This is a genomic window from Caulobacter sp. (genome assembly GCF_017744445.1).
Classification (GTDB): domain Bacteria; phylum Pseudomonadota; class Alphaproteobacteria; order Caulobacterales; family Caulobacteraceae; genus Caulobacter.
Map to the genome: position 1 here is coordinate 56,862 of NZ_JAGIBH010000010.1, position 23,027 is coordinate 79,888.

The following is a 23,027-nucleotide window of genomic DNA, read 5'->3' on the forward strand; positions in this document are numbered from 1 at the left end:
ATGGGCAAGGCGCCTGCGCCGCGGCGGCTGAAGGTCTACCAGGCCCAGTTTGGCTTTCATGACAGCGTGGTGGCCGCGCCCAACCAGGCCGCGGCCCTGGCCGCCTGGGGCACGCGGCAGAACCTTTTCGCCGAAGGTCGGGCCAAGGTCAGCGACGATCCAGACGCGACGGCCGCGGCCCTGGCCCATCCCGAGGTTCCGTTGCGCAGGGCGGTGGGCTCCAAGGATCCGTTCAGTCTCGAGCCGGGCCTGCCGCAGGTTCCGGCGCCCGCGCGCCGTGGCAAGCCGGCCTTGAAGGTGGTGGCCAAGACCGCGCCCGCCGCCCCCGCGCCGCCGCCGCCCGATCGCTCGGCCCTGGATGCGGCGCAAAAGGCGCTCACGGCGATCAACGCCCGCCGGCTGGAGGAAGAGAAGGACCTTGAACGTAGGCGCGAGGCGTTGGAAGCCGAGGCCCTGGCCGCGCGCCAGGCCTGGGCCAAGGCCCGCAAGGCCGCCGAGGGGGCGCTGGAGGCGGCCCGCCGGGCCTATCGCGCCGCCGGGGGCGACGCTTAGCCGGCCTTGCGGGCCTTGTGCGCCGCGGCGGTCTTGGCCGCGGGCTTGGCCTTGGCGGGGGCCTTGGACGTGGCCTTGCTCTTTTCCGCGGGCTTGGCCTTGGCGCGCGACTTGGCTGGAGCCTTGTCCTTGCCGCCGAGGCTGGCGCGCAGGGCCGCCATCAGGTCGACGACATTGGTGTCCTCGGGCTCTTCGACCTTGGCGACCTTGTGGCCCTTCTGCTTGGCCTTGATCAGATCCTTCAGCGCTTCTTCGTACCGGTCGACGAACTGGCTGGGATCGAAGGGGCCTTCCTGCTGTTCGATGATCTTCTGGGCGATGGCGATCATTTGAGGATCGGCGCTCTTGTCGCTGATCGACTCGAACACCTCGTCGGCCTTGCGCACCTCCGCGTCGGTGCGCAGCGTATAGGCCAGGATGCCCTTGCCGCGCGGTTCCAGGGCCAGGAGGCGCTCGCGCGTCGACATCACCACCCGCCCCAGCGCGATCTGGCCCGAACGCGCCATCGACTCGCGGATGACCGCGAAGGCCTCCTGGGCCAGCTTGCCGTCCGGGGCGAGGTAGTAGGGGTTGTCCCAGTAGATCCGGTCGATGTCCTCGGCCGGCACGAACCGCTCGATGTCGATGGTCTTGGTGCTCTCCAGCTTGACGGCGTTGATCTCGTCCTGGCTCAGCAGGACGTACTCGCCCTTGGAGACCTCGTAGCCCTTGACCAGCTTGCTGCGCTCGATCGGGCCGGTGTCGGGGTCGGTGGTGACCATCTTGATCCGATTGTGGGTGTCAGGATTGATCAGGTTGAAATGCACCTCGCCGCCGCTGTTGGTGGCGGTGTAGAGCGCCACCGGGCAGGTCACGAGCGAGAGCCGAAGATGTCCTTGCCAAGTCGGGCGGTAAGCCATGTCGAGATCCTTGCCGCCCACCGGGACGCTGGGACTCAACGACGGGCGAGGTGATTCGTTCTCAGGCGCCGCAAGGGGCGGTTTCGCCCGTTTCCAAGTCGATGCGGAAGCAATGCTCGCCGCCGGTGTCGAGATCGCGGACCACGACGCTAATCTCGCCGTCCTCGTCGGGGGCATCGGCCAGGTCCTCGACATAGGCCACGGCCGCGGCCTCGAAGGAGGGCTCGTGGACGACCCGCGCATGATGGGGGCCCGCGTGGCGGGCGTGGACGCTGAAGCGCCGATCGTCGTTGGCGGCGTTGGTCATCGCGGTCTCCTCAGGGCTTGAACGCACGAACCGGCCGAAGGATTCCTTGAACGCCGGAAAGCGGCGTGGCGCGAGTCTGACCCGGTGCGTCTCTAAGTCAGCCGATCGACCGCCCTCGGCATGGACGATGATCGCCACCGCGAAAAGCTTGCCGTCCTCCTGGTTCAGTTGCGGCTGGCGCTGCGGCAGTGCGCCGGCAATCGCACGCGGCGGATGTCTGCAAAGGGTGGCGAGCGGACGTCGCCACTCACACCGAACAACCGTCATTCCCGCCCGAGAGCCCTCTGGGACGGCCAAGCGTTTAGGAAGCCTAGTAACCCAAGCCTCAACCTGTAATTTCTACTGTCGAGGAGCCGATGCCCTTGTTCCCAGGCTTTTAAGCCCCTAGCTTCAGTAAAGCCCTGTTGCTTGGAGCGTTCTACGATGAGCGTGAAGTTCGGGACGGCGAAGTTCAGGAAGCGTCTTTCCAATTTACTGGCGACGCGCTCGCGTCTGGGGGCTGTCGCCACAGACCCATCAGTATTTCTTTGCCATGCTAGTTGCGACAAGCCTACGGTCAAATCGATCGGTGAAAAGCTGGAGTCCCTCGGAGTTCGGGCATGGATCGACGAGTGGGAAATTGGTCCCGGCGATACACTGTTCGAGAAGATCGGCGAGGGTATTTCCTCAACAGGTACTTTCGTTGCGGTTCTCTCTAAGGCGGCGCTCGAGTCGAGGTGGTGCAAGACCGAATTGCTGGAGGCGCTCCAACAGCGCCTCATTGATGGCAAAAACATCGTCCCGTTTATGATTGAAGAGGTCAAAGCGCCCGCTTTTATTAGCGGCACGCACTATCTTTCATTGGAGCGAGGGATAGACCGGGAGACGTTCAGGCTCGCCAGTAAGGTTTTTGGCTGCAGCGAGCGGGTTGTTTCTGAGATCGTTGATTTCTTCCCTGAGATGACAGACCGGCAGGCAAGCCAAGCCATCAATTTCATTCGTCAGGACCGCAGGGTGCATTTCGGCGACGATTGGCGCGCGCTTCAGGCGGTGCTTGCTAGGCGTGGAATTGCTCGTTCAACTGAGTATCTGATCCAGGATAAGAACGGCGACCGATACAAAGCCTGCTGAGCAAAAGCGGATACGGGGCCGAAGAGGCTGCTACGGCCGATTTCATCCCCCGAGCCGTATGACTATCGACTTGTGCGTAGGCATGGTCTGGAGACGGCGCTTCTGGTGAGGCCCCAGAGATCGTCCGTCTCTAATCTCCGCTATGGGTGGTGAGCGGTCATGAGGACCGCCCGCGATCTAGCGATCCATACGCAACCGCAGTTCCGGATGATCGAGCATCCATTGGACGGTACAGTGAAGCGGACGGGGGTCTTTCGTTGAGAAGATCACCGAACGCCATTCCCCCACAGCGGCAGGCCTTCGCGCGAAACGACTGAGGCCGCATTTCCTGGCCGCGCTCTCGAATGCTTCGGCACTTCTTGACGCGCCCGCCACCGACAGTTCGCCTTCATCAGGGGGCGAAGTCTCTCCCTGGCAAGCGCCTAAAGTCAGCACCATTCCGAGCGCTAGAATTCGACCTGATCGCATCGCCATCCCTAAAGATGGACCACGCAACCAGACGCAACGCAGTTCCGCAACGGGTGGAAGATGGACATCGAGGGAAATCTCAAAGTTGGACGCCAAAACGTTGGGGCGATCCACATCATAGCCAGGTAAGCGCAACCGTGAGACCGTATCCAGCCACCAGAGCGAGCCAAAACGCCACCCCGTGACGAGCAAAAAGGGAATGGGCAGGAACATCGGCAGCGATGGCAGAACATACCAAAAGGTCTGGATACTTCTCTTCCGGCCCCACCGACCTGACCTTGAACTAAGGTCATCCACCACCTCGAAAATGAGGGCCATGAGCCGTAGTCCGGCGCGTCAGCACGAGCATTGGCGCATGCGGGCTTCCTGACATTGCGCGCCTTTCGGCGTCTCGAGGCTGGCCTCGGCGAGCTGCATCGTGCTGTCCACAGGAGTTTGCTGAACGGTAGTAAAACCGCCCTATGCAATCTCTAATCTCCATGCATTGCTCAGCTTCTCAATCTCGGGGTGAGTTCCCACAAGCGGGTGGAGAGTGGCGATGTACGTGAAGGATTTCGGCGCCGGCAACGACACCTATGCCGGCGATGAAGGCGCGCCCGATCTGGTCGGCCTGGTGAACGGCGGAGCGGGCGACGATGTGCTGGCCGGCGGGCAGGGCGCTGACACCCTGAACGGCGAGGACGACAACGACACGCTCGATGGCGGGGCCGGCGACGACATCCTGAACGGCGGCGCGGGCGATGACACCGCGGTCTTCTCGGGCGGGGCGGGCGACTATGTCTGGAGCGGCGACAACGTCTCGGCCACGATCACCGGCCCCGACGGCGCGGACACCCTGCTGAACATCGAGCACCTGAAGTTCGGCTCGACCATCATCACCCTCTCGGCGCCGAACACCGCGCCCGGCGCGCCGACCGACGGCGACAGCGCCGCCAACACCGTTTCCGAAGACGCCCTCAATGGCGCGGCCATCGCCGGCCTGACGCTGGCCGCCATCGATCCCGACGCCGGCCAGACCCTGACGTGGTCGTTGCTGGACGACGCCGGCGGCCGCTTCGCCATCGACCCCGCCACGGGCGCGGTCACGGTGGCCGACGCTTCCAAGCTGAACTTCGAGACCGCGACCTCGCACCAGATCACCGTGCAGGTCAGCGACGGGACGGCGACCTCGTCGGCCAATTTCACGATCAATCTGGCCAATGCGGCGCCGACCGCGCCGGCGGACGCCAATGCGGCGGCCAATACGGTGTCGGAAGCGGCGATCAATGGCGCGGTGGTGGCCGGCCTGGCGATCGGGGCGACCGATCCGAACGGCGGGACCGTCACCTACAGCCTGGTCGACGACGCCGGCGGCCGGTTCACGATCAATGCGACGACGGGCGTGGTGACGGTGGCCGACGCCAGCCTGTTCGACCATGACGCAGCGACTTCGCACCAGATCACCGTGCGGGCCAGCGACGGGACGGCCAGCAGCGACAGCAGCTTCACCATCGACGTCACCAACGCCGCGCCCAGCGCGCCGGTCGACGCGGACACGGGCGCCAACACCGTCTCGGAAGGCGCCGCCAACGGCGCCGGCGTCGGGATCACCGCCTCGGCGACCGAGGCCAAGACCGGCGCGGTGACTTACAGCCTGACCGACGACGCCGGCGGCCGCTTCGCCATCGACGCCGTGACCGGCGTGGTGACCGTGGCCGACGGGACCAAGCTGAACTTCGAAGCCGCCGCCTCGCACCAGATCACAGTGCGCGCGGCCGACGCCCAGGGCGCGTCGAGCAGCCAGACCTTCACCATCGCCGTGTCCAACGTCGCCAACGACGCGCCGCAGGACACCGACCCCGCCGCCAACGCCATTTCCGAAGGCGCGGTGAACGGCGACGTCGTCACGGGCCTGGCGATCATCGCGCCGGACATCAATGGCGGCCCGCTGGTCTACAGCCTGCTGGATGACGCTAGCGGCCGGTTCACGATCAATGCGACGACGGGCGCGGTCACCGTGGCCGACGCGACCAAGCTGAACTTCGAGGGAGCCACCTCGCACCAGATCGTCGTCCAGGCCGCCAGCGGCTCGGAAAGCGCTTCGTCCAGTTTCACCATCAACGTGACCAACGCCGCGCCGGTCGCGACCGACACCAACGGGGCGGCCAATACGGTGTCGGAAAAGGCGACCAACGGCACGGTGGTCGCCGGACTGACCATCGCCGCGCCCGATCCGAACGGCGGGACCACGACCTATACGCTGCTCAACAACGCCGGCGGCCGTTTCGCGCTCAACACCACGACCGGCGTAGTCACGGTCGCTAACGCCGCCCTGCTGGACCACGACACCCAGGCCAGCCACACGATCACCGTCCAGGCCAGCGATGGCCTGCTGACCAGCACCACCGACTTCGTCATCAACCTGGTCGACCAGATCGACTTCTTCTGGGTGGGCACGGCGTCGGCCGACACCTACAGCGTCTCGGCGTCCGACGTGCAGGACTGGCAGCTGGAAGGGGGGAGCGGCAACGACACCCTCAGCGGCGGCGCTGGTGACGACGTCATCGCCGGCGGGGTCGGCGACGACACCCTGGCTGGCGGCGGAGGCAACGACACCTTCGTCATCGGTCAAGGCGATGGGACCGACTCGTTCAATGGCGGCGCCGGCTACGACGTGATCAAGGCCAATTGGCACAGCGTCACGATCGCCATCAGGTCGTTAAGCGGCATCGAGGCTTTCTCGCAAGGCGGCTACAGCGGCACCAACCTGGCGGCCACCACCGGCAACGACACCCTGGATTTCACGAACATTTCGATCCCGTGGACGCCCCAGATCCTGGCCGGCGCGGGCGATGACACGATCACGGGCACGACCGGCGTCGACAATATCCTGGGCGAGGCCGGCAACGACACGCTGAACGGCGGGCTCGGGGCCGACACGCTGCAGGGCGGTGACGGCAACGATGTCCTGAACGGCGGCGACGGCAATGACATCCTGCACGGCAATCTCGGCAACGACACCTACAGCGGCGGCGCCGGTGACGATGTCTTCGTGATCGGTGGGACCGAGGGCACGGAGATCTTCGACGGCGGGGCTGGCTACGACGTCATCCGGGCGGCGGGCAACAACACCGTCATCGGCATGGCCGGCATTACCGGCGTCGAGGAGATTTCCGCCAACGGCTTCTACAATGTGACCGTCGTCGGCACGACCGGCGCCGACAACTTCAACCTGAGCGGCGCCACGCTCACCGGCAGCATCATCATCGGCATGGGGGCGGGCGCCGACACGGTCACGGGCACGGCCGGTGACGACGCCATCCGGGGCGAGGCCGGGGCCGACACCATCAATGGCGGGGCCGGCAACGACACTCTGGACGGCGGCGCCGACAACGACACCATCGATGGCGGCCTGGGCGCCGACGTGATCATCGGCGGTGACGGCGCCGACATCATGAACGGCGGCGACGGCAACGACACGTTGTCCGGCAATCTCGGCAACGACACCTGGAACGGCGGCGCCGGCGACGACGTCTTCCTGGTCGGCGGGACCGAGGGTTCGGAAAACTTCGACGGCGGGGCTGGCTACGACATCATCAAGGCGGCGGGCATCAACACCGTCATCGGCATCGCCTCGATCGTGAACGTCGAAGAGATCTCCGGCAACGGCTTCTCCAACGTGACCATCGCCGGCACCACCGGCAATGACACGATCAACCTGGGCGCCGTCACGCTGGTCGGCAGCATCTTCATCAGTGGCGGCGCGGGCGCCGATGCGATCACCGGTACGGTCGGCGACGACAAGATCACCGGCGAGGCCGGGGCCGACACGATCAACGGCGGGGCCGGCAACGACACTCTGGACGGCGGGGCCGACAACGACACCATCGACGGCGGCGCGGGTGTCGACGTGATCGTCGGCGGCGACGGCGCCGACATCCTGAGCGGCGGCGATGGCAACGACACGCTGTCCGGCAACGCCGGCAACGACACCATGAACGGCGGGGCCGGCGACGACGTCTTCATCGTCGGCGGGACGGCCGAGGGCGCGGAGACCATCGACGGCGGGGCCGGCTACGACATTCTAAAGGCGGCGTACCACAACACCGTCATTGGCCTCGCCTCGATCGTGAACGTCGAGGAAGTCTCCGCCAACGGCTATGGCAACGTGACCATCGCCGCCACCTCCGGCGCCGACGTCATCAACCTGGGCAGCGTCACCACGCTCACGGGCATCGTGCTCAGCGGCCTGGCGGGCGATGACACGATCACGGGCGCGGCCAGCGACGACAAGATCAATGGCGACGCCGGCAACGACACGCTGAACGGCGGGGCGGGGGCCGATCTGATCCAGGGCGGCGATGGCAACGACGCTCTGAACGGCGGCGACGGCAACGACACCCTGCACGGCAATTTCGGCAACGACACCTATAACGGCGGCGCCGGCGACGACACCTTCGTGGTCGGCGGGGTCGAGGGGACGGAGATCTTCGACGGCGGGGCGGGCTACGACATCATCAAGGTGTCGGGCGCCAACACCGTCATCGGCATGGCCGGTATCGTCGGCGTCGAGGAGATCTCCAGCAACGGCTTTGGCGGCGTGACCATCGTCGGTACGGCCAATGGCGAGACCCTGGACTTCGGCGCGACCAAGATCTCGGCTGGGATCACCATCGACATGGGCGCCGGCAACGACATTGTCTGGGGGACGGAAGGCAACGACACGATCATCGCCGGGCTCGGCAACGACACTGTCAACGGCAATGCCGGGGATGACACCTACCTGGTCGGCGTCGGGGCGGGGAACGACGAGTACAACGGCGGCACGGGCTACGACACCATCAAGGCCTCGGCCGACAACACGGTGATCAACATCGGCTGGACGTTCAACAGTGTCGAAGCCATCTCGGGCGGCGGCTATTCGAACGTGACGATCACCGGCAATAGCGGCGGGACGGGCGCCGACACGCTGGACTTCGCCAACACCGTGCTGACCGGGATCGCCGCCCTGGTGGGCGCCGCCGGCGACGACTACATCCGGGGCTCGGCGGGCGCTGACGTCTTGCGGGGCGACGCCGGCGCCGACTGGCTGTTCGGCAACGGCGGCAATGACATCATCGAAGGCGGCGTCGGGGTCGACTGGCTGGTCGGGGGCGACGGCGACGACGTGTTCCTGGTCGGCGCCAGCGCGGGCATCGACGACTATGAAGGCGGGGCGGGCTACGACACGATCAAGGCCACGGCCAACAATGTCATCATCACCATGGGGCCGTACACGTCCTTCGCGAGCATCGAGGCCCTGTCCAATGGCGGCTTCACGGGCGTGACGGTCGCCGGCACCACCGGCGCCGACGACATGAACTTCAGCGGCTTCGTCACCACCGGCGGCATCAGCATCGGTGGCGGCTCGGGCAATGACAACATGATCGGCTCCAACGATGTCGACATCCTCAAGGGCGACGCCGGTCTCGACTCGATCTCTGGCGGCGGCGGCAATGACCAGATCGACGGCGGCGCCGATGCCGACACGATCTATGGCGGGGCCGGCGACGACAGCCTGCTGGGCAGCGCCGGTCTAGACGAGATCCATGGCGATGCCGGCAATGACACCATCGATGGCGGGGCGGACGCCGACGCCATCGACGGCGGCGACGGCAACGACACGATCATCGGCGGCGCGGCCAACGACGTCCTGGCGGGCGGCGCGGGCGACGACGTCTTCCTGATCGGCGCCAGCGCCGGTGCGGACAGCTTCGACGGCGGCTCGGGCTACGACACCATCAAGGCCTCGGCCAACAATGTCGTGCTAAGCTTCACCTCGATCACGGGCATCGAGGCCTTCTCGAACGGTGGCTTCACGGGCGTCACGATCGCGGGCAGCTCCGGCAATGACGAGATGGACCTCCGCGGCGTTCTGACCACCGGCGGGATGGGCATCAGCGGCGGAGCCGGCAACGACACGATCTGGGGCACCAACGACGTCGACATCCTCAAGGGCGACGCCGGCAACGACACCATCTACGGCGAGGCCGGCAACGACCTGATCGACGGCGGCACGGGCGCGGAAAACCTGTACGGCGGCGATGGCGACGACATCTTCCTGGTTGGTGTCGACGCCACCTTGGGACGCGACAACTTCGAGGGCGGCGCCGGGATCGACACGATCCAGGCCACGGCCAACAATGTCGCGATCTACATGGCCGGCGCGGACCAGATCGAGATCATCTCCAGCGGCGGTTTCACCGGCGTGACCGTCGCCGGGACCAGCGGCGCCGACGATTGGAACTTCGCCGGCAAGACGCTGATCGGCGTGGTCGTCAATGGTCTGGGCGGCAACGACACGCTCACCGGCGGCAGCGGCGCGGACGACCTGCGCGGCGGTGACGGCAATGACGGGATTTCGGGCGCCGGCGGCGATGACATGCTGTACGGCGACGCCGGGATCGACGTCCTGGACGGCGGCGACGGCAACGACATCCTCAACGGCGGGACGGGCTCCGACATCGACACCCTCCGTGGCGGGGCCGGGGACGACATCCTGATTGGCTCCGCCGGCGGCTTGGACATCTTCGAAGGCGGCGACGGTTTCGACGAGGTCCGCGCCAACGGGAACAACACCTCGATCCTGTTCACCAGCCTGAGCGGCATCGAGAAGATCAGCGGGGGCGGTTTCTCAAACGTCTTGATCAAGTACTCGACCGCCGCCGACTGGGACTTCACCAACTATGAACTGGACGGTGTGGCGTGGATTTCCGGAAGCGGGCAGAACGACACCATCACCGGTAGTAAGGGCAACGACGGGCTCTTTGGTAACAATGGCGCCGACATTCTCAACGGCGGGCAGGGGGATGACACGTTTGGCTACGGTCCGGCTCCCGACGGCGCTGGTTTTTACGACATCGTCAATGGCGGCGAGGGCTGGGACAAGCTGCTCGCGACGACGGACTACGCGACCATCCAGATAGATTCGATGACGGGTGTCGAGGAGATCTCCTCGGGTGGCTTCAAGGGCGTGATCTTCGCCAGTTCCAACGGGGCCAACACGATCGACCTTCGCGACATGGTCATTACCGGGACCATCACCACCTTCAACCTGAACGGCGGCGACGACGTCTTCTACGGCACGGCCGGGGCCGACATCGTCGACGGCGGCGGCGGCGCCGACTTCATCGACACCGGCGATGGCGACGACATCATCCGGATGTCCTACGGCAACGGTTGGGACACGATCCAGGGCGGCGCGGGCTATGACAAGGTCGTGTCCATGGGCGGCGGAATGATCTACCTGCCCTACAATATGCAGGGCATTGAGGAGATCGCGGGCCTCCAGACCTCGCCAGTGGAGATCCATGGTACGGGCGCTGACGACTTCATCGACCTGCGCGGCTTGATCACAAGCTACGTTCGCACGACCAACGGCGAACTGGGCGACGACACGATCCACGGTACGTACGGCAATGACACGATCACCGGCGATCGTGGCAACGACACGATCTACGGTGAGAGCGGCGACGACTGGATCATGTTCTTGGCCTCTGGCGACACCGACGCAGTCGATGGCGGCGATGGCTACGACACCATCTCTGTCTGGAATCCCGGTGTGCGCATCGGCATCAGCGCGCTCAACGGCGTCGAGGCCATCAATGTCCAGGGCTTCGCTAGCGTCGGACTGGGGTTCACGGACGGCGACGATACGTTCGACTTCACGAACATCGCGGTCAGCGGCCTCAGCTATATCGACCTGCAGAGCGGCAACGATAATTTCAAGGGGTCGTCCGGTCGCGACTTCATCATGGCCGGCCTGGGTACGGACACGATCGCGGGCGGTGGCGGAACCGACTTTTTCGACTTCAACACCGTTGCGGAAGCTGATGGCGACGTGATCACGGACTTCGTCCGCGGCACGGACATTATCGACCTGTCCACGATCGACGCCACGCCGGACTATTGGCAGACCAACAACTTTACCTGGATGGGGGCGGGAGGCTTCACCAAGTCCGCGGGCCAGCTGCGTTACGAGGTCACCGCCGAGGGCGTTGTCGTTTCCGGTGACATAACCGGTGACGGGGTGGCCGACTTCAGCCTTACGCTGCTGGGCGTCACGACCCTGACCGCGAGCGACTTTTACCTCTAGTCCGAGGTCTGAGCGCTATTTCGTTCCGGAAGGGGCCGTGCCGCCAGCGCGGCCCTTTTTCGTCATTAACCCTGGATGCGTCATTCGGCCGCAGAGGTGCGCCCAAAAGCGCAACCGTAAAGGGTGACTCCAGGCCGCAGCGGCCGTTGAGGGGCGCCAACTTGGCCTTGCACAGGGTCTGGCGGCAAATTGCCGCTCCGCCTCAGGTTGTCCGGTTTACCTTACCTTAAGGCTAATCCCCACAAAGTTTCCACAAGCGAATATTCCGCATAACGGCGATATATATTTGCTGTGGGGGCGACTGTATTGTCTGAGGTCGGAGAGAGAACGATTTCGTTCGCCGGTGAGGTGACGATTTCCAATATCGGTGAGGCTCACGAGCAGCTCGGCGCTTTGCTGCGCGAGCAGGAGGCCGTGCTCATCGATGTCGAGGACCTCACTGAAACTGATCTGACATTCGTCCAACTCTTGGAATCTGCTCGTCGCAAGGCGGGCGAAAGCGGCGTCGGCTTGTCGCTCAACAAGCCGGCCGCCGGCGCTCTACTGGAAGTCCTCCGGCGCGGTGGGTTCCTCGACGACGAAACCTCGGACCGCGCCAAGTTCTGGCTTCAAGGGGCAGCTCAATGACCGCCATCCTCACCGTCGATGACTCCGCCTCCATTCGCCAGGCGATCAAGATCGCTCTGAGCGGCGAAGGCTATGCCGTGACCGAGGCCGTGAACGGCCAGGATGGCCTGGACAAGGGCAGCGCCGGCGGTTTCGACCTGATCGTCACGGATCTGAACATGCCCGTCATGGACGGCCTGGCCATGATCCGCGAGCTGCGCCAGCGCCCGGCCGGGGCCGGCGTGCCGATCCTGTTCCTGACCACCGAGTCGGACGCCGAGATCAAGGCGCAGGCGAAAGCGGCCGGCGCGACCGGCTGGCTGACCAAACCCTTCGACCCTGAACAGCTGGTCCGGGTCGTGAAGAAGGTCCTCGCCAAGTGAGCGGCCAGGATCCCGTCGAGATTTTCCGCCAGGAAGCGCAGGAGCTGTTCGAGGACATCGAGCAGGGCCTGCTGGACCTGGCGCACCGCCCCGGCGACCGTGATCTGGTCGACGCGGTGTTCCGCGGGCTCCACACCCTGAAGGGCTCGGGCGCCATGTTCGGCTTTGACGCCTTGGCCGCCTTCACCCACCACTGCGAAACCGCCTTCGACCGCGTCCGCAAGGGCGAAGTCGCCGCGACGTCCGAGCTGGTCGGCGCCGTCCTGGCCTGTCAGGACCACATGCGCGCCCTGGCCGAGGGCCGTCCCGCCGAGCAGGCCGAGGGCGACGCCCTGCTGGCCGAGCTGCACCGCGTGGTCGCCAGCGCCGGCGGTTCCACCGCCGATGCGCCCGCCGCCACGGCCGCCGCCGTTTCGACCGCGACGCCCGCCGCGCCCGGCCTGAAGACCTGGCGCGTGAAGTTCAGCCTGCCGGCCGACGCCCTGGTCAACGGCACCCGCCCCCTGCCGCTGCTGGACGAGCTGCGCGAGTTGGGCGAGTGCACGGTCGCCGCCGTCACCGACGCCATTCCCGATTTCGACACGCTGGTCCCGACCGAGTGCCACCTGGCCTGGGACGTGACCCTGGTCACCAAGCACGGCCGCGACGCGATCGAGGACGTCTTCATCTTCGTGATCGACGACATGACTCTGGACATCCAGGACATGACCCCCGCGCCGGCCGAGACCGTCGCAGAGGTCGTCGTCGAAGTCGCGCCGGTCGCCCAAGCCACGCAAGCCGCCGCCCCCGTCGAGGCCGCCAACGAAGGCCGCGCCGCCAAGGCTGGCGGTGACACCGTCCGTGTCCCGGCCGAGCGCCTGGACGAGATGATGGACCGCGTCGGCGAACTGGTGATCGCCCAGTCGCGCCTCAAGCAGCTGGCCGCCAGCAGCAGCGACATCGCCCTGCGCGCCGTGGCCGAGGAAATCGAGCGCCTGGCCTCGGAAATGCGCGACACCATGATGGTCGTCCGCATGGTGCCGATCGCCCAGCTGTTCGGCCGCTTCCGCCGCCTGATCCACGACCTGGCCCGCGACACCGGCAAGACCATCGAGCTCTCCACCGAGGGCGAGGCCACCGAGCTGGACAAGACGGTCATCGAGCGCCTGGCCGATCCGCTGATCCACCTGATCCGCAACTCGGCCGACCATGGCCTGGAGACTCCGGAGCAGCGCCTGGCGTCTGGCAAGCCCGCCGCCGGCCACATCGTGCTGGCCGCCCGCCAGTCGGGCGCCGAGGTGGTGATCACCATCACCGACGATGGCCGCGGCGTCGACCGCGCCCGCGTGCGCGCCAAGGCCGAAGAGAACGGCCTGATCCAGCCCGGCCAGGTGCTGAGCGACAACGAGCTGCTGCAGCTGATCTTTGCCCCCGGTTTCTCGACCGCGGCGGCGATCACCAACCTGTCGGGTCGCGGCGTCGGCATGGACGTCGTCAAGAAGACCATCGAGGGCCTGCGCGGTTCGATCGAGATCACCAGCACGCCGGGCCACGGCTCGGTGGTGTCGCTGCGAATCCCGCTGACCCTGGCGATCATCGACGGCCTGCTCGTGCGGGTCGGGACCAGCCGCTACGTCATCCCGCTGTCCTCGGTCGAGGAGTGCGTGGAGCTGTCGGTCGAGCAGGACATCCGTTCGGCGGGCCGCAGCCTGATCACCCTGCGCGACCAGCTGGTGCCATTCATCCGCTTGCGGAACATGTTCAAGACGGGCCTGGCGCCCGATCCGCACCAGAAGATCGTCGTGGTCTCCACGGGCCAGGAGCGCGTGGGTCTGGTCGTCGACCAGATCCTGGGCGACCACCAGACCGTCATCAAGCCGCTGTCGCCCTTCCACGCCGATGTCGGCGCCTTCTCGGGCGCGACGATCCTGGGCGACGGGGGCGTGGCGCTGATCCTCGACATCGGCAGCCTGGTGGCGGCCGGCCAACGCCAGGACGCGCAACTGCGCGCCGCCGGCTGAGGAGGGACCGGGACATGAACACCGAACTTGCCGACGGCCCGATCGAAGCCCTGACCTTCGACCTGTATGGCGAGACCTTCGCTCTCGAGGCCGGTCTGGTGCGCGAAGTGCTGGATCTCTTGCCGGAGACCGGCGTGCCGGGCGCTCCGGCCTTCGTCAACGCCGTGATCAATTTCCGCGGCCGGGTCATCCCGCTGATCGACCTGCGCGTGGCCTTCGACATGGACGCCCGTGAGCCGACGATCGACAGCCGCATCGTCGTCATCGAGCACGCCCTGGACGGCGAGCCCACCCTGATCGGCCTGCGCGCCGACAAGGTGCACGAGGTCACCACCATTCATCGCGACATCACCGAGGAGGCGCCTCGCGTCGGCCTGAAGTGGCGCGCGGACTTCATTCGCCTGCTGGCGCGCCGGGACGGCGACGTGATCGTCATCCCCGACCTCGACCAGATCTTCGCGGCGCGCGGACAGACCGCCTCCGTCACCCCCATCAACGCGCTGCAAGCCTGAGCCGGAACTCCAAGATGCGCTTCACGATCAAACTCAAGCTCGGACTGGCTTTCGGCCTGGTCACCTTGCTGGCCATGTTGATGGCCGGTCTCGGCATCGCTCAACTGGCGTCGCTGAACACCGCGATCACCAATCTCATGAACGGGCCGGTTGTCCAGGCTCGTGTGGCCAACACCGCTTACAATGATTTCAACGCGATCATGAGGTCGGAAAAGAACATCATCATTGCTCAAGATCCGAAGGAAATTCAGGAAATTGACGACCGGATCGTCGCGCAGAGAGCAACGGTCGTCAAAGATCTCGAGGAATTCGAAGCCGTCGCGACGCCTGAAATGAAGTCGCGCCTGGCCGATTTCCGGTCGGAGCTGTCTTCATACACCACGACCCAGGACCGGATCCGCGAACTGGCGAGAGCCAACACCACCGAAAGCAATGCGCGCGCCGGTGACATGACCCGGGGTCAGCAAGCCGCCGCTGGGAAGCGACTGTTCGCCATTCTGGACGACATCTGCGCGCTGGCCGACAACGCCATCAAGCAGGTCAACAGCGACACCGATAAGCAGTACGCGAATGCTCGCACCCTGCTGCTGACCACCGCGGCGCTGATCCTGATCGTGTCGGCCGCCGCCGGGGTGTGGATCTCGCTCACCGTCGCTCGTGGCCTGAAGAGCGCTATCGGTATGGCCCAGGCCGTCGCGACCGGCGATCTCAACCAGTCGGTGGAGGTCAAGAACAACGACGAGATCAAGGACCTGATCGACAACTTCAACGTCATGGCGTCCAACCTGCGCGCCACGGCCGCCGTGGCCGACAAGGTGGCCGATGGCGATCTGACCGTCGAAACCAAGCCGCTGTCGGACAAGGACACCCTGGGTATCGCCCTCCAGCGCATGGTTGAGCGTCTGCGCGGCGTGGTCTCGGACGCCATCTCGGCCTCGGAAAACGTCTCGGCGGGCAGCCAGGAACTCTCGGCCGCCTCGGAGCAGGTGTCGCAGGGCGCCACCGAGCAGGCCTCGTCGGCCGAAGAGGCCTCGGCCTCGATGGAAGAGATGGCCGCCAACATCAAGCAGAACGCCGACAACGCCGCCCAGACCGAAAAGATCGCTCGCCAGTCGGCTCAGGACGCCGAGGCCTCGGGCAACGCCGTCAACCGCGCCGTCGACGCCATGCAGACGATCGCCGAGAAGATCGCGATCGTGCAGGAAATCGCCCGCCAGACCGACCTCTTGGCTCTGAACGCCGCCGTCGAGGCTGCCCGGGCCGGTGAGCACGGCCGCGGCTTCGCCGTCGTCGCCTCGGAAGTGCGCAAGCTGGCCGAGCGCTCGCAGACCGCCGCCACCGAGATCAGCGCCGTGTCTTCGGACACCGTCAAGGCCGCCCAGTCGGCCGGCGAGATGCTGACGACCCTGGTGCCGAACATCCGCAAGACCGCCGAGCTGGTCTCGGAAATCAGCGCCGCCTGCCGCGAGCAGGACATCGGCGCCTCGCAGATCAACGAAGCCATCCAGCAGCTGGACAAGGTCACCCAACAGAACGCTTCGGCTTCGGAGCAGATGTCGGCGACCTCGGAAGAACTGGCCGCCCAGGCCGAAGAGCTGCAGACCTCGATCGCCTACTTCCGTCTGTCGAATGGCGGCTCGGCCAGCCGCAAGCCGACCGCTCCGGTGGTCCGTCTGCCGGCCCGCGCCGCGAAGCCCGCTGTCTCGAAGGCTCCGGCCCGCAAGCCGCCGCGCGCCGTCGCCGCTCAGCAGGCTCGCGCCCAGGGTTTCGCCCTGGACCTGAGCCAGGGCGGCCCGGACGCCGACGACCGCGAATTCACCGAATACTAGACCCCTGTTTCACTGACCCTCGACCCGCTCACGCCGAAGGACCCAGACCATGCGTTTCACCATCAAGCTACAGCTCGGTCTGGCCTTCGGCCTGATCATCGCCCTGCTCCTGACGGCCACCCTGTTCGGGGTGAACAGCCTGTCTTCGACCAATCGCGACATGAACGCGATGGTCGACGGCCCGGCCGTGCGCCTTCAGGCCGCCCAGCAGCTGAACATTCACCTGCTGAACGTGGTCCGGTTCGAGAAGAACATGGTCCTGGTCGACACCGCCGAGGAAGTTAAGACCCTCGAGGCTTCGGTCGAGAAGGAAAAGAAGGCGTTTGAAGCCCTGCTGGCCAAGGCCGAGGGCCTGGCGACCATCGAGGGCAAGCCTAAGTGGCAGTCGCTGGGCAGCGCCTTCGAACGCCTGATCGCCGCGCACGACACGGTCTACGGCCTGGCCCTGACCAACAACGACGTGGCCGCCACCGCCGTGTCGATGGGCGAAGGCCGCAAGTCGGTCACCGAGGCCGCCGCCCAGGTGCAGGAACTGGTCGAGCTGTCGCAAGCCCAGCTGAACGCCGCCACCGACAAGGCCGATGCCGACTTCGAGAAGGTCCGCACCAGCCTGATCGTCCTGGCCGTCGTCTCGCTGCTGATCGCCGCCGCCGCCGCCGTCTACATTTCGACCATGGTCAGCAAGGGCCTGAACCGCGCTTCGGACGCCGTCCGCGCCGTGGCCGAGGGCGACCTGACCAAGACCATCGAGGTCACCACCAAGGACGAGATCGCCGATCTGCTGGGCCATGTGAACATCATGATCGAGCGTCTGCGCGGCGTGGTGTCGGACGCCATCTCGGCCTCGGAGAACGTCTCGGCGGGCAGCCAGGAACTCTCGGCCGCCTCGGAGCAGGTGTCGCAGGGCGCCACCGAGCAGGCCTCGTCGGCCGAAGAGGCCTCGGCCTCAATGGAAGAGATGGCCGCCAACATCAAGCAGAACGCCGACAACGCCGCCCAGACCGAAAAGATCGCCCGCCAGTCGGCCCAGGACGCCGAGATCTCGGGCCAGGCCGTGAGCAAGGCCGTCGACGCCATGCAGACGATCGCCGAGAAGATCACGATCGTGCAGGAGATCGCTCGCCAGACCGACCTGCTGGCCCTGAACGCCGCCGTCGAGGCTGCCCGGGCTGGTGAACACGGCCGCGGCTTCGCCGTCGTCGCTTCGGAAGTGCGCAAGCTGGCCGAGCGCTCGCAGACCGCCGCCGCCGAGATCAGCGCCGTGTCTTCCGACACCGTGAAGGCCGCCCAGCAAGCCGGCGAGATGCTGACCACCCTGGTGCCGAACATCCGCAAGACCGCCGAGCTGGTCTCGGAAATCAGCGCCGCCTGCCGCGAACAGGACATCGGCGCCTCGCAGATCAACGAGGCTATTCAGCAGCTGGACAAGGTCACCCAACAGAACGCCTCGGCCTCCGAGGAAATGTCGGCGACCTCGGAAGAACTGGCCGCCCAGGCCGAGGAGTTGCAGACCTCGATCGCCTACTTCCGCACCAACACCAACGGCGCCTCGGTTCAGCGTCGCCCGGCCGCTCGCCCCGCCATCAAGCGTCCGGCCGCCACGGCCACCCGCAAGCCGGCCGCCGCGCCCAGCCGCAACACGGTCGCCGCCCAGCAGGCCCGCGCCAACGGCTTCGCCCTGGACCTGACCAATGGCGGCCCGGACGCCGACGACGCCGACTTCCGCGAGTATGCCTGATGGCCGGCGCCGCTGATCTCCAGTTCGTCACGCTGGGCCTCGGCGCCGAGGTCTTCGCGGTTCCCGTCTCGCACGTGCGCGAAATCCTGGACTACCAGGCGCCGTTCGCGATCCCGGAAGGGCCCAACTATCTGATGGGCCTGACCGACGTGCGTGGCCGGGGCACCCCGACGATCGACCTGCGCCTGAAGCTGGGCTTGCCGCCCGTTCCGCCGAACGGCGCGACCCGCATCCTGGTGCTGGACGTGCCGCTGGAGGACCGCGTGCTGTCGCTGGGCCTGATCGCCGACCGCGTCATCGAGGTCGTGGCCTTCTCCGAAGGCCAGGTCGAGGCCGCGCCGGACATCGGCGTGCCGTGGCGCTCGGAGTACATCAAGGGCGTGGTGCGGCGTGAGAGCGGCTTCGTCGTGATCTTCGACCTCGCCCGCCTGCTGACCAGCCAAGACGCCGCCGCCCTCAGCCAGGCGGCCTGACGATCCCTTCGGTGGTCCAGAAGGGACCGCCCGCCATCAACGGCGCGTAGACGCCGCGAACGGAGAACCCCGTGTCGAGACAAGCCGCCGCCGCGCTCCAGGCGAACGAAATCGAACAGCTCAGCGCCCGCAATTTTCAGCGGTTGGCGACGTTCATCCAGGACTACAGCGGCATCAAGATGCCGGCCAACAAGCGTACCATGCTGGAAGGCCGCCTGCGCCGCCGCATGCGCGCCACCCGGATCGGCGACGTCAACGACTACTGCCGCTTCCTGTTCGACGAGGATGGCCTGGCCTCCGAGACGATCCACCTGATCGACGCGGTGACGACCAACAAGACCGAGTTCTTCCGCGAGCCGGCTCACTTTGACTTCATGATTGCGAAGGGCTTGCCGGCCCTGGCCGCCAAGGGCAAGCGCGATATCAAGATCTGGAGCTCGGCCTGCTCGACAGGCGCCGAGCCCTATACGATCGCCATGGTCATGGACGAGTTCTGCGAAAAGCAGCGCGGCGTCGACTATTCGATCCTGTGCACCGACATCTGCACCGAGGTGCTGGACCAGGCCATCGCCGGCCGCTTCGCCGAGGCGATGATCGAGCCGGTCTCGATGGCCCGCCGCCAGCGCTACGTGATGCGCTCGCGCGACGCTGCCTCGCACGAGGTGCGGATCACCCCGGACCTGCGCAGCAAGCTGTCGTTCGCCCGCCTGAACCTGATGGACGACGCCTATCCAATCGAGAACGACCTCGACATCATCTTCTGCCGCAACATCCTGATCTATTTCGACAAGCCCACCCAGGCCAAGGTGCTCAAGCGCCTGTGCAACCATCTGGCCCCTGGCGGGTATTTGTTCCTGGGGCACTCTGAATCGATCGTCGGCATCGACCTGCCGGTCGTCCAGATCGCCAACACCGTGTTCCAGAAGCGGTAGGAGTCTCCATGGTCGTGGCCCGGAAGATCCGAGTTCTGATCATCGACGATTCCGCCACCGTGCGGCAGACCCTGGCCTCGATCCTGTCGGAGGACCCGCAGATCGAGGTGCTGGGCGTGGCGTCCGACCCGTTCGTGGCCGCCCGCCGGATCGCCGAGGAAATCCCCGACGTCATCACTCTGGACGTTGAGATGCCGCGCATGGACGGCATCACCTTCCTGCGCAAGCTGATGGCTCAGCGGCCGATCCCGGTGGTGATGTGCTCGTCCCTGACCGAGGCGGGGTCGGAGACCCTGCTGCAGGCCCTGGAGGCCGGCGCGGTCGACATCATCCTCAAGCCCAAGATGGGCGTGGCCGACCACCTGCTCGAGTCGAAGATCCGCATCTGCGACGCGGTGAAGGCCGCGGCCGGGGCCAAGATCGCCGGCTCCAAGCGCGTGATCCCACAGATCCCGCGACCGGACCACGAGCCGCAGAAGAAGCTGACCGCCGACGCCATGCTGCCGCCGCCGGTGGCCACGCGGGCCATGGCGCGCACGACCGAGTCGATCATCTGCATCGGCGCCTCGACCGGCGGCACCGAGGCCCTGCGCGTGCTGCTGGAAGGCCTGCCGCTGGACTCGCCGGGCGTGGTCATCGTCCAGCACATGCCCGAGAAGTTCACCGCCTCGTTCGCCAAGCGCCTGGACAGCCTGTGCGCGGTCGAGGTGAAGGAAGCCGAGGATGGCGACACCGTCCGCCGCGGCCGGGTGCTGATCGCGCCGGGCAACAAGCACACCCTGCTGGAGCGCTCGGGCGCCCGCTACTACGTCACGGTCAAGGACGGCCCGCTGGTCTCGCGCCACCGGCCGTCGGTCGACGTGCTGTTCCGCTCGGCCACCCGCTCGGCCGGCTCCAACGCCGTCGGCGTGATCATGACCGGCATGGGCGATGACGGCGCCAAGGGCATGTCTGAGATGAAGGCGGCCGGCGCCTTCACGCTCGCACAGGACGAGGCGACCTCGGTGGTGTTCGGCATGCCGAAGGAAGCGATCGCGCTGGGGTGCGTGGACCGGGTGGTTCCGCTGCAGAATCTGGCGACCGAGATGCTGCGGGCGGCGGACCGGTAACTCCCACACACACCAAAAATACATCCGTCATTCCCGCCCTTGTGGCGGGAACCCCTAATTCAGCCCGCACGTGAGCGGCAGGCTGACCCTCAGTGGATCACCCACATTTTCACCTGCGGCGGATAGAGGGGTTCCCGCCACAAGGGCGGGAATGACGGTAAGTTTTAGGGGCTAGAGGCTAGGCCCTCAGAACAACAGGTCGTCGTCCTCGACGACCGCCGCCTCGGCCTCGACCTCGACAGCCCCTTCCCCCAAACCCTCGGTCAGCGCGCGGTGAACCTCGCGCTCCTGGGCCATGGTGTACTGCTTGGCCAGCTTGTCCGTTAGCGGACGCAGAGCGCCGGCGATGTCGCCGGTCTCGATCGCGTCGTCGCCAGCCATGTCCAGCAGCTGGTTGGCGGCGGCGTCCAGCACCGAGCCGATCTGCTTGTGGAAGTCGAAGCGCTGCGAGGCGCGGCGCAGCATGTCGACGACCTCGGCGCCCTGGCGAGCCACGGCGGTGAGGGCGGTTTCGACGCCGTCGCCGGCCTTGCCGATGCGGGTGACGGCGTCGGTCAGGACGTTGGCGGCCGCGGCGGCCTTGCCATCCTCGCCCTCTTGCGCGGCTTCGCGCTGACCCAGGGCCTCGGCGGCGTTGAACAGGCCTTCCAGGGCGCTGGTCGTGTGGGCGGCGGACTTTTCCAGGTGGATGGCGTGCTGGCGCAGCTCGATGGCGATGACGCCCAGGGGCTTGCCGGTCTCGCCGATGCGGCTGCACTTCAGCGTAGTGTTCAGCGCCATCATCTGCACGTCGGCGCGGATGTTCTGGATGCCGGCGATGCGCTCGGACAGGTCGCGGGCCGAGACGGCGGCCGAGCGGCTGACGTCCTCGGCGGCCTGCTCGCCGGCGGTCATGTCGCCGACCAGCTCCAGGGCCTGGCCGACATTGCCTTCCAGGTTGCGCAGGAAGTTGGTCTCTTTGCCATCGGTCTGGCCCGAGGCCAGGTCGCGCAAGCGCAGCAGTTCGGTCGCGTCGGCGGCCATGCCGATGACGTTCTGGCCAATGCGCGTGACGTCGCGGTGGAAGTCCTCGGCCGTCGCGACCAGCTGGGCGCCCAGCAGGCGATGGACGAAGGCGTGGGCGCGAACGCGGGGCTCGGCGTCCAGGGCGGCGATCTCGGCGGACTCGTCCAGATACTGCAGACCCGCCTGGACGTGTTCGATCCGCTGGCGGGTGATGTCGCCGATCTGCAGGGCCGCGAGACCCGAGCCGACCTTCTTCTGGACGTCGCGCGCCAGGCTGGCCACGCTCTGGGCGACCTGGGCGATCTTGGTGTGGTGCTCGGCGATGGCGCCGGCGCTGGCGGTCAGGGCGTCAGGCACGGCCGGCAGCAGAGCCACACAGTCGCGGGCCAGCTCGTGCTCGTGCGTCAGGGCGCCGCGCAGGGTGTGGTCCAGGCCCGCCAGTTCGCCGGCGAAGGCGTCCAGCTGGGTGCGGCCCATGTCGATGCAGTCGTAGATCTCCTGGGCGAAGATCGCGAACTCCGGCCCGGCGGCGGCGATGCCGCCCGAGGTGATCTTGATGTTGATGGCGAAGACCCGGAGATAGGCCAGGTGCTGGCGCATCTCCTCGATGCAGGCGCCCAGGCGGTCGCCGAACTTCACCAGTTCGCTGACCCGCTCGCGACGGGCCCCCAAGCTGTCGGGCAGAGACTTCAGGGACTCGGCCGCGCGGGCCAGGTCGGCGGTGGTGCTGGACACCGTCGCGGCGTCCAGATTGCCGCTCATGCTGTCCAGGCCCGCGATCAGGGCGCTGACGCCGTCGACCGCGCGGGACAGGACGTCGCCGGCTTCCAGGAAACGGCTTTCGACCACCTGACGGGCGGACTCCAGGCGCTGGCTGATCCGTGCGCCTTCGCCGGACGCCGCCGTGGTCTCCGAGACCGTCGCTTCTGCTGACAAGCCCATGAATTCGCCGATTGTTTTTCTCGAGCGACACTATCGCGTGGGATGTGCG

The 23,027-nt window shown here is 66.5% G+C and carries 16 protein-coding genes; 12 read left to right on the top strand and 4 right to left on the bottom strand.

Annotation, left to right across the window (positions count from 1 at the left end; genetic code table 11):
• Positions 1-552, top strand: coding sequence for a hypothetical protein (locus tag J7528_RS15285; RefSeq protein ID WP_291876016.1), 552 nt, complete (start codon positions 1-3; stop codon positions 550-552).
• Here J7528_RS15285 and J7528_RS15290 read toward each other — a convergent pair.
• Together J7528_RS15290 and J7528_RS15295 are read right to left on the bottom strand one after the other, a co-directional pair.
• Positions 549-1,451 (bottom strand): Ku protein, encoded by a 903-nt coding sequence (locus J7528_RS15290; RefSeq protein ID WP_291876018.1) that lies wholly within the window; start codon positions 1,449-1,451, stop codon positions 549-551. The two genes, J7528_RS15285 and J7528_RS15290, sit on opposite strands and share 4 nt — an antisense overlap.
• Before the next feature lie 61 nt (positions 1,452-1,512).
• Positions 1,513-2,025: a DUF5961 family protein gene (locus tag J7528_RS15295; RefSeq protein ID WP_291876019.1), complete on the bottom strand. Its 513-nt coding sequence runs from the start codon at positions 2,023-2,025 to the stop codon at positions 1,513-1,515.
• A 156-nt stretch (positions 2,026-2,181) separates the two neighbouring features.
• Here J7528_RS15295 and J7528_RS15300 point away from each other — a divergent pair, with 156 nt between their 5' ends.
• Positions 2,182-2,868 carry a toll/interleukin-1 receptor domain-containing protein gene (locus tag J7528_RS15300; protein ID WP_291876021.1) on the top strand — a complete coding sequence of 229 codons (687 nt, stop codon included), beginning with the start codon at positions 2,182-2,184 and terminating at the stop codon, positions 2,866-2,868.
• A gap of 177 nt (positions 2,869-3,045) precedes the next feature.
• Here the strand turns inward: J7528_RS15300 and J7528_RS15305 are convergent, their stop codons facing one another.
• Positions 3,046-3,654 (bottom strand): hypothetical protein, encoded by a 609-nt coding sequence (locus J7528_RS15305; protein WP_291876023.1) that lies wholly within the window; start codon positions 3,652-3,654, stop codon positions 3,046-3,048.
• A 220-nt stretch (positions 3,655-3,874) separates the two neighbouring features.
• Here J7528_RS15305 and J7528_RS15310 point away from each other — a divergent pair, with 220 nt between their 5' ends.
• The 10 genes from J7528_RS15310 (at position 3,875) to J7528_RS15355 (ending at position 21,031) form a co-directional block, all read left to right on the top strand.
• Positions 3,875-11,449 carry a cadherin domain-containing protein gene (locus tag J7528_RS15310; protein WP_291876026.1) on the top strand — a complete coding sequence of 2,525 codons (7,575 nt, stop codon included), beginning with the start codon at positions 3,875-3,877 and terminating at the stop codon, positions 11,447-11,449.
• 306 nt (positions 11,450-11,755) lie between these two features.
• Positions 11,756-12,076: an STAS domain-containing protein gene (locus J7528_RS15315; protein ID WP_291876028.1), complete on the top strand. Its 321-nt coding sequence runs from the start codon at positions 11,756-11,758 to the stop codon at positions 12,074-12,076.
• On the top strand, positions 12,073-12,438 hold the full coding sequence (locus J7528_RS15320) for a response regulator (RefSeq protein WP_291876031.1): 366 nt from the start codon (positions 12,073-12,075) through the stop codon (positions 12,436-12,438). The genes J7528_RS15315 and J7528_RS15320 overlap by 4 nt, the downstream gene beginning before the upstream one ends.
• Positions 12,435-14,438 (top strand): chemotaxis protein CheA, encoded by a 2,004-nt coding sequence (locus tag J7528_RS15325; RefSeq protein ID WP_291876033.1) that lies wholly within the window; start codon positions 12,435-12,437, stop codon positions 14,436-14,438. The genes J7528_RS15320 and J7528_RS15325 overlap by 4 nt, the downstream gene beginning before the upstream one ends.
• Before the next feature lie 14 nt (positions 14,439-14,452).
• On the top strand, positions 14,453-14,950 hold the full coding sequence (locus J7528_RS15330) for a chemotaxis protein CheW (RefSeq protein WP_291876036.1): 498 nt from the start codon (positions 14,453-14,455) through the stop codon (positions 14,948-14,950).
• 14 nt (positions 14,951-14,964) lie between these two features.
• Positions 14,965-16,779, top strand: a complete 1,815-nt coding sequence (locus J7528_RS15335) for a methyl-accepting chemotaxis protein (RefSeq protein ID WP_291876039.1) — start codon at positions 14,965-14,967, stop codon at positions 16,777-16,779.
• Between the two features lie 49 nt (positions 16,780-16,828).
• The gene (locus tag J7528_RS15340; protein WP_291876042.1) at positions 16,829-18,517 is read left to right on the top strand and encodes a methyl-accepting chemotaxis protein; all 1,689 of its coding nucleotides are present in this window, start codon (positions 16,829-16,831) and stop codon (positions 18,515-18,517) included.
• Positions 18,517-18,990 carry a chemotaxis protein CheW gene (locus tag J7528_RS15345; protein WP_291876045.1) on the top strand — a complete coding sequence of 158 codons (474 nt, stop codon included), beginning with the start codon at positions 18,517-18,519 and terminating at the stop codon, positions 18,988-18,990. Before J7528_RS15340 ends, J7528_RS15345 begins: the two co-directional genes overlap by 1 nt.
• A 71-nt stretch (positions 18,991-19,061) precedes the next feature.
• The gene (locus J7528_RS15350) at positions 19,062-19,922 is read left to right on the top strand and encodes a CheR family methyltransferase (RefSeq protein ID WP_291876047.1); all 861 of its coding nucleotides are present in this window, start codon (positions 19,062-19,064) and stop codon (positions 19,920-19,922) included.
• An 8-nt stretch (positions 19,923-19,930) separates the two neighbouring features.
• The gene (locus tag J7528_RS15355) at positions 19,931-21,031 is read left to right on the top strand and encodes a chemotaxis response regulator protein-glutamate methylesterase (protein WP_291876049.1); all 1,101 of its coding nucleotides are present in this window, start codon (positions 19,931-19,933) and stop codon (positions 21,029-21,031) included.
• Positions 21,032-21,217: 186 nt separating this feature from the next.
• Here J7528_RS15355 and J7528_RS15360 read toward each other — a convergent pair whose 3' ends face one another.
• Positions 21,218-22,978 carry a hypothetical protein gene (locus J7528_RS15360; protein WP_291876050.1) on the bottom strand — a complete coding sequence of 587 codons (1,761 nt, stop codon included), beginning with the start codon at positions 22,976-22,978 and terminating at the stop codon, positions 21,218-21,220.
• Between the last annotated feature and the right edge of the window lie 49 nt (positions 22,979-23,027).

Bases quoted from the DNA above. Each gene is read 5' to 3' on its own strand.
- J7528_RS15340 (WP_291876042.1), top strand. From the start codon at position 16,829: ATGCGTTTCACCATCAAGCTACAGCTCGGTCTGGCCTTCGGCCTGATC.
- J7528_RS15305 (WP_291876023.1), bottom strand. From the start codon at position 3,654: ATGGCCCTCATTTTCGAGGTGGTGGATGACCTTAGTTCAAGGTCAGGT.
- J7528_RS15310 (WP_291876026.1), top strand. From the start codon at position 3,875: ATGTACGTGAAGGATTTCGGCGCCGGCAACGACACCTATGCCGGCGAT.
- J7528_RS15300 (WP_291876021.1), top strand. From the start codon at position 2,182: ATGAGCGTGAAGTTCGGGACGGCGAAGTTCAGGAAGCGTCTTTCCAAT.
- J7528_RS15360 (WP_291876050.1), bottom strand. From the start codon at position 22,978: ATGGGCTTGTCAGCAGAAGCGACGGTCTCGGAGACCACGGCGGCGTCC.
- J7528_RS15320 (WP_291876031.1), top strand. From the start codon at position 12,073: ATGACCGCCATCCTCACCGTCGATGACTCCGCCTCCATTCGCCAGGCG.
- J7528_RS15335 (WP_291876039.1), top strand. From the start codon at position 14,965: ATGCGCTTCACGATCAAACTCAAGCTCGGACTGGCTTTCGGCCTGGTC.
- J7528_RS15345 (WP_291876045.1), top strand. From the start codon at position 18,517: ATGGCCGGCGCCGCTGATCTCCAGTTCGTCACGCTGGGCCTCGGCGCC.
- J7528_RS15295 (WP_291876019.1), bottom strand. From the start codon at position 2,025: ATGACGGTTGTTCGGTGTGAGTGGCGACGTCCGCTCGCCACCCTTTGC.
- J7528_RS15355 (WP_291876049.1), top strand. From the start codon at position 19,931: ATGGTCGTGGCCCGGAAGATCCGAGTTCTGATCATCGACGATTCCGCC.
- J7528_RS15330 (WP_291876036.1), top strand. From the start codon at position 14,453: ATGAACACCGAACTTGCCGACGGCCCGATCGAAGCCCTGACCTTCGAC.
- J7528_RS15285 (WP_291876016.1), top strand. From the start codon at position 1: ATGGGCAAGGCGCCTGCGCCGCGGCGGCTGAAGGTCTACCAGGCCCAG.
- J7528_RS15290 (WP_291876018.1), bottom strand. From the start codon at position 1,451: ATGGCTTACCGCCCGACTTGGCAAGGACATCTTCGGCTCTCGCTCGTG.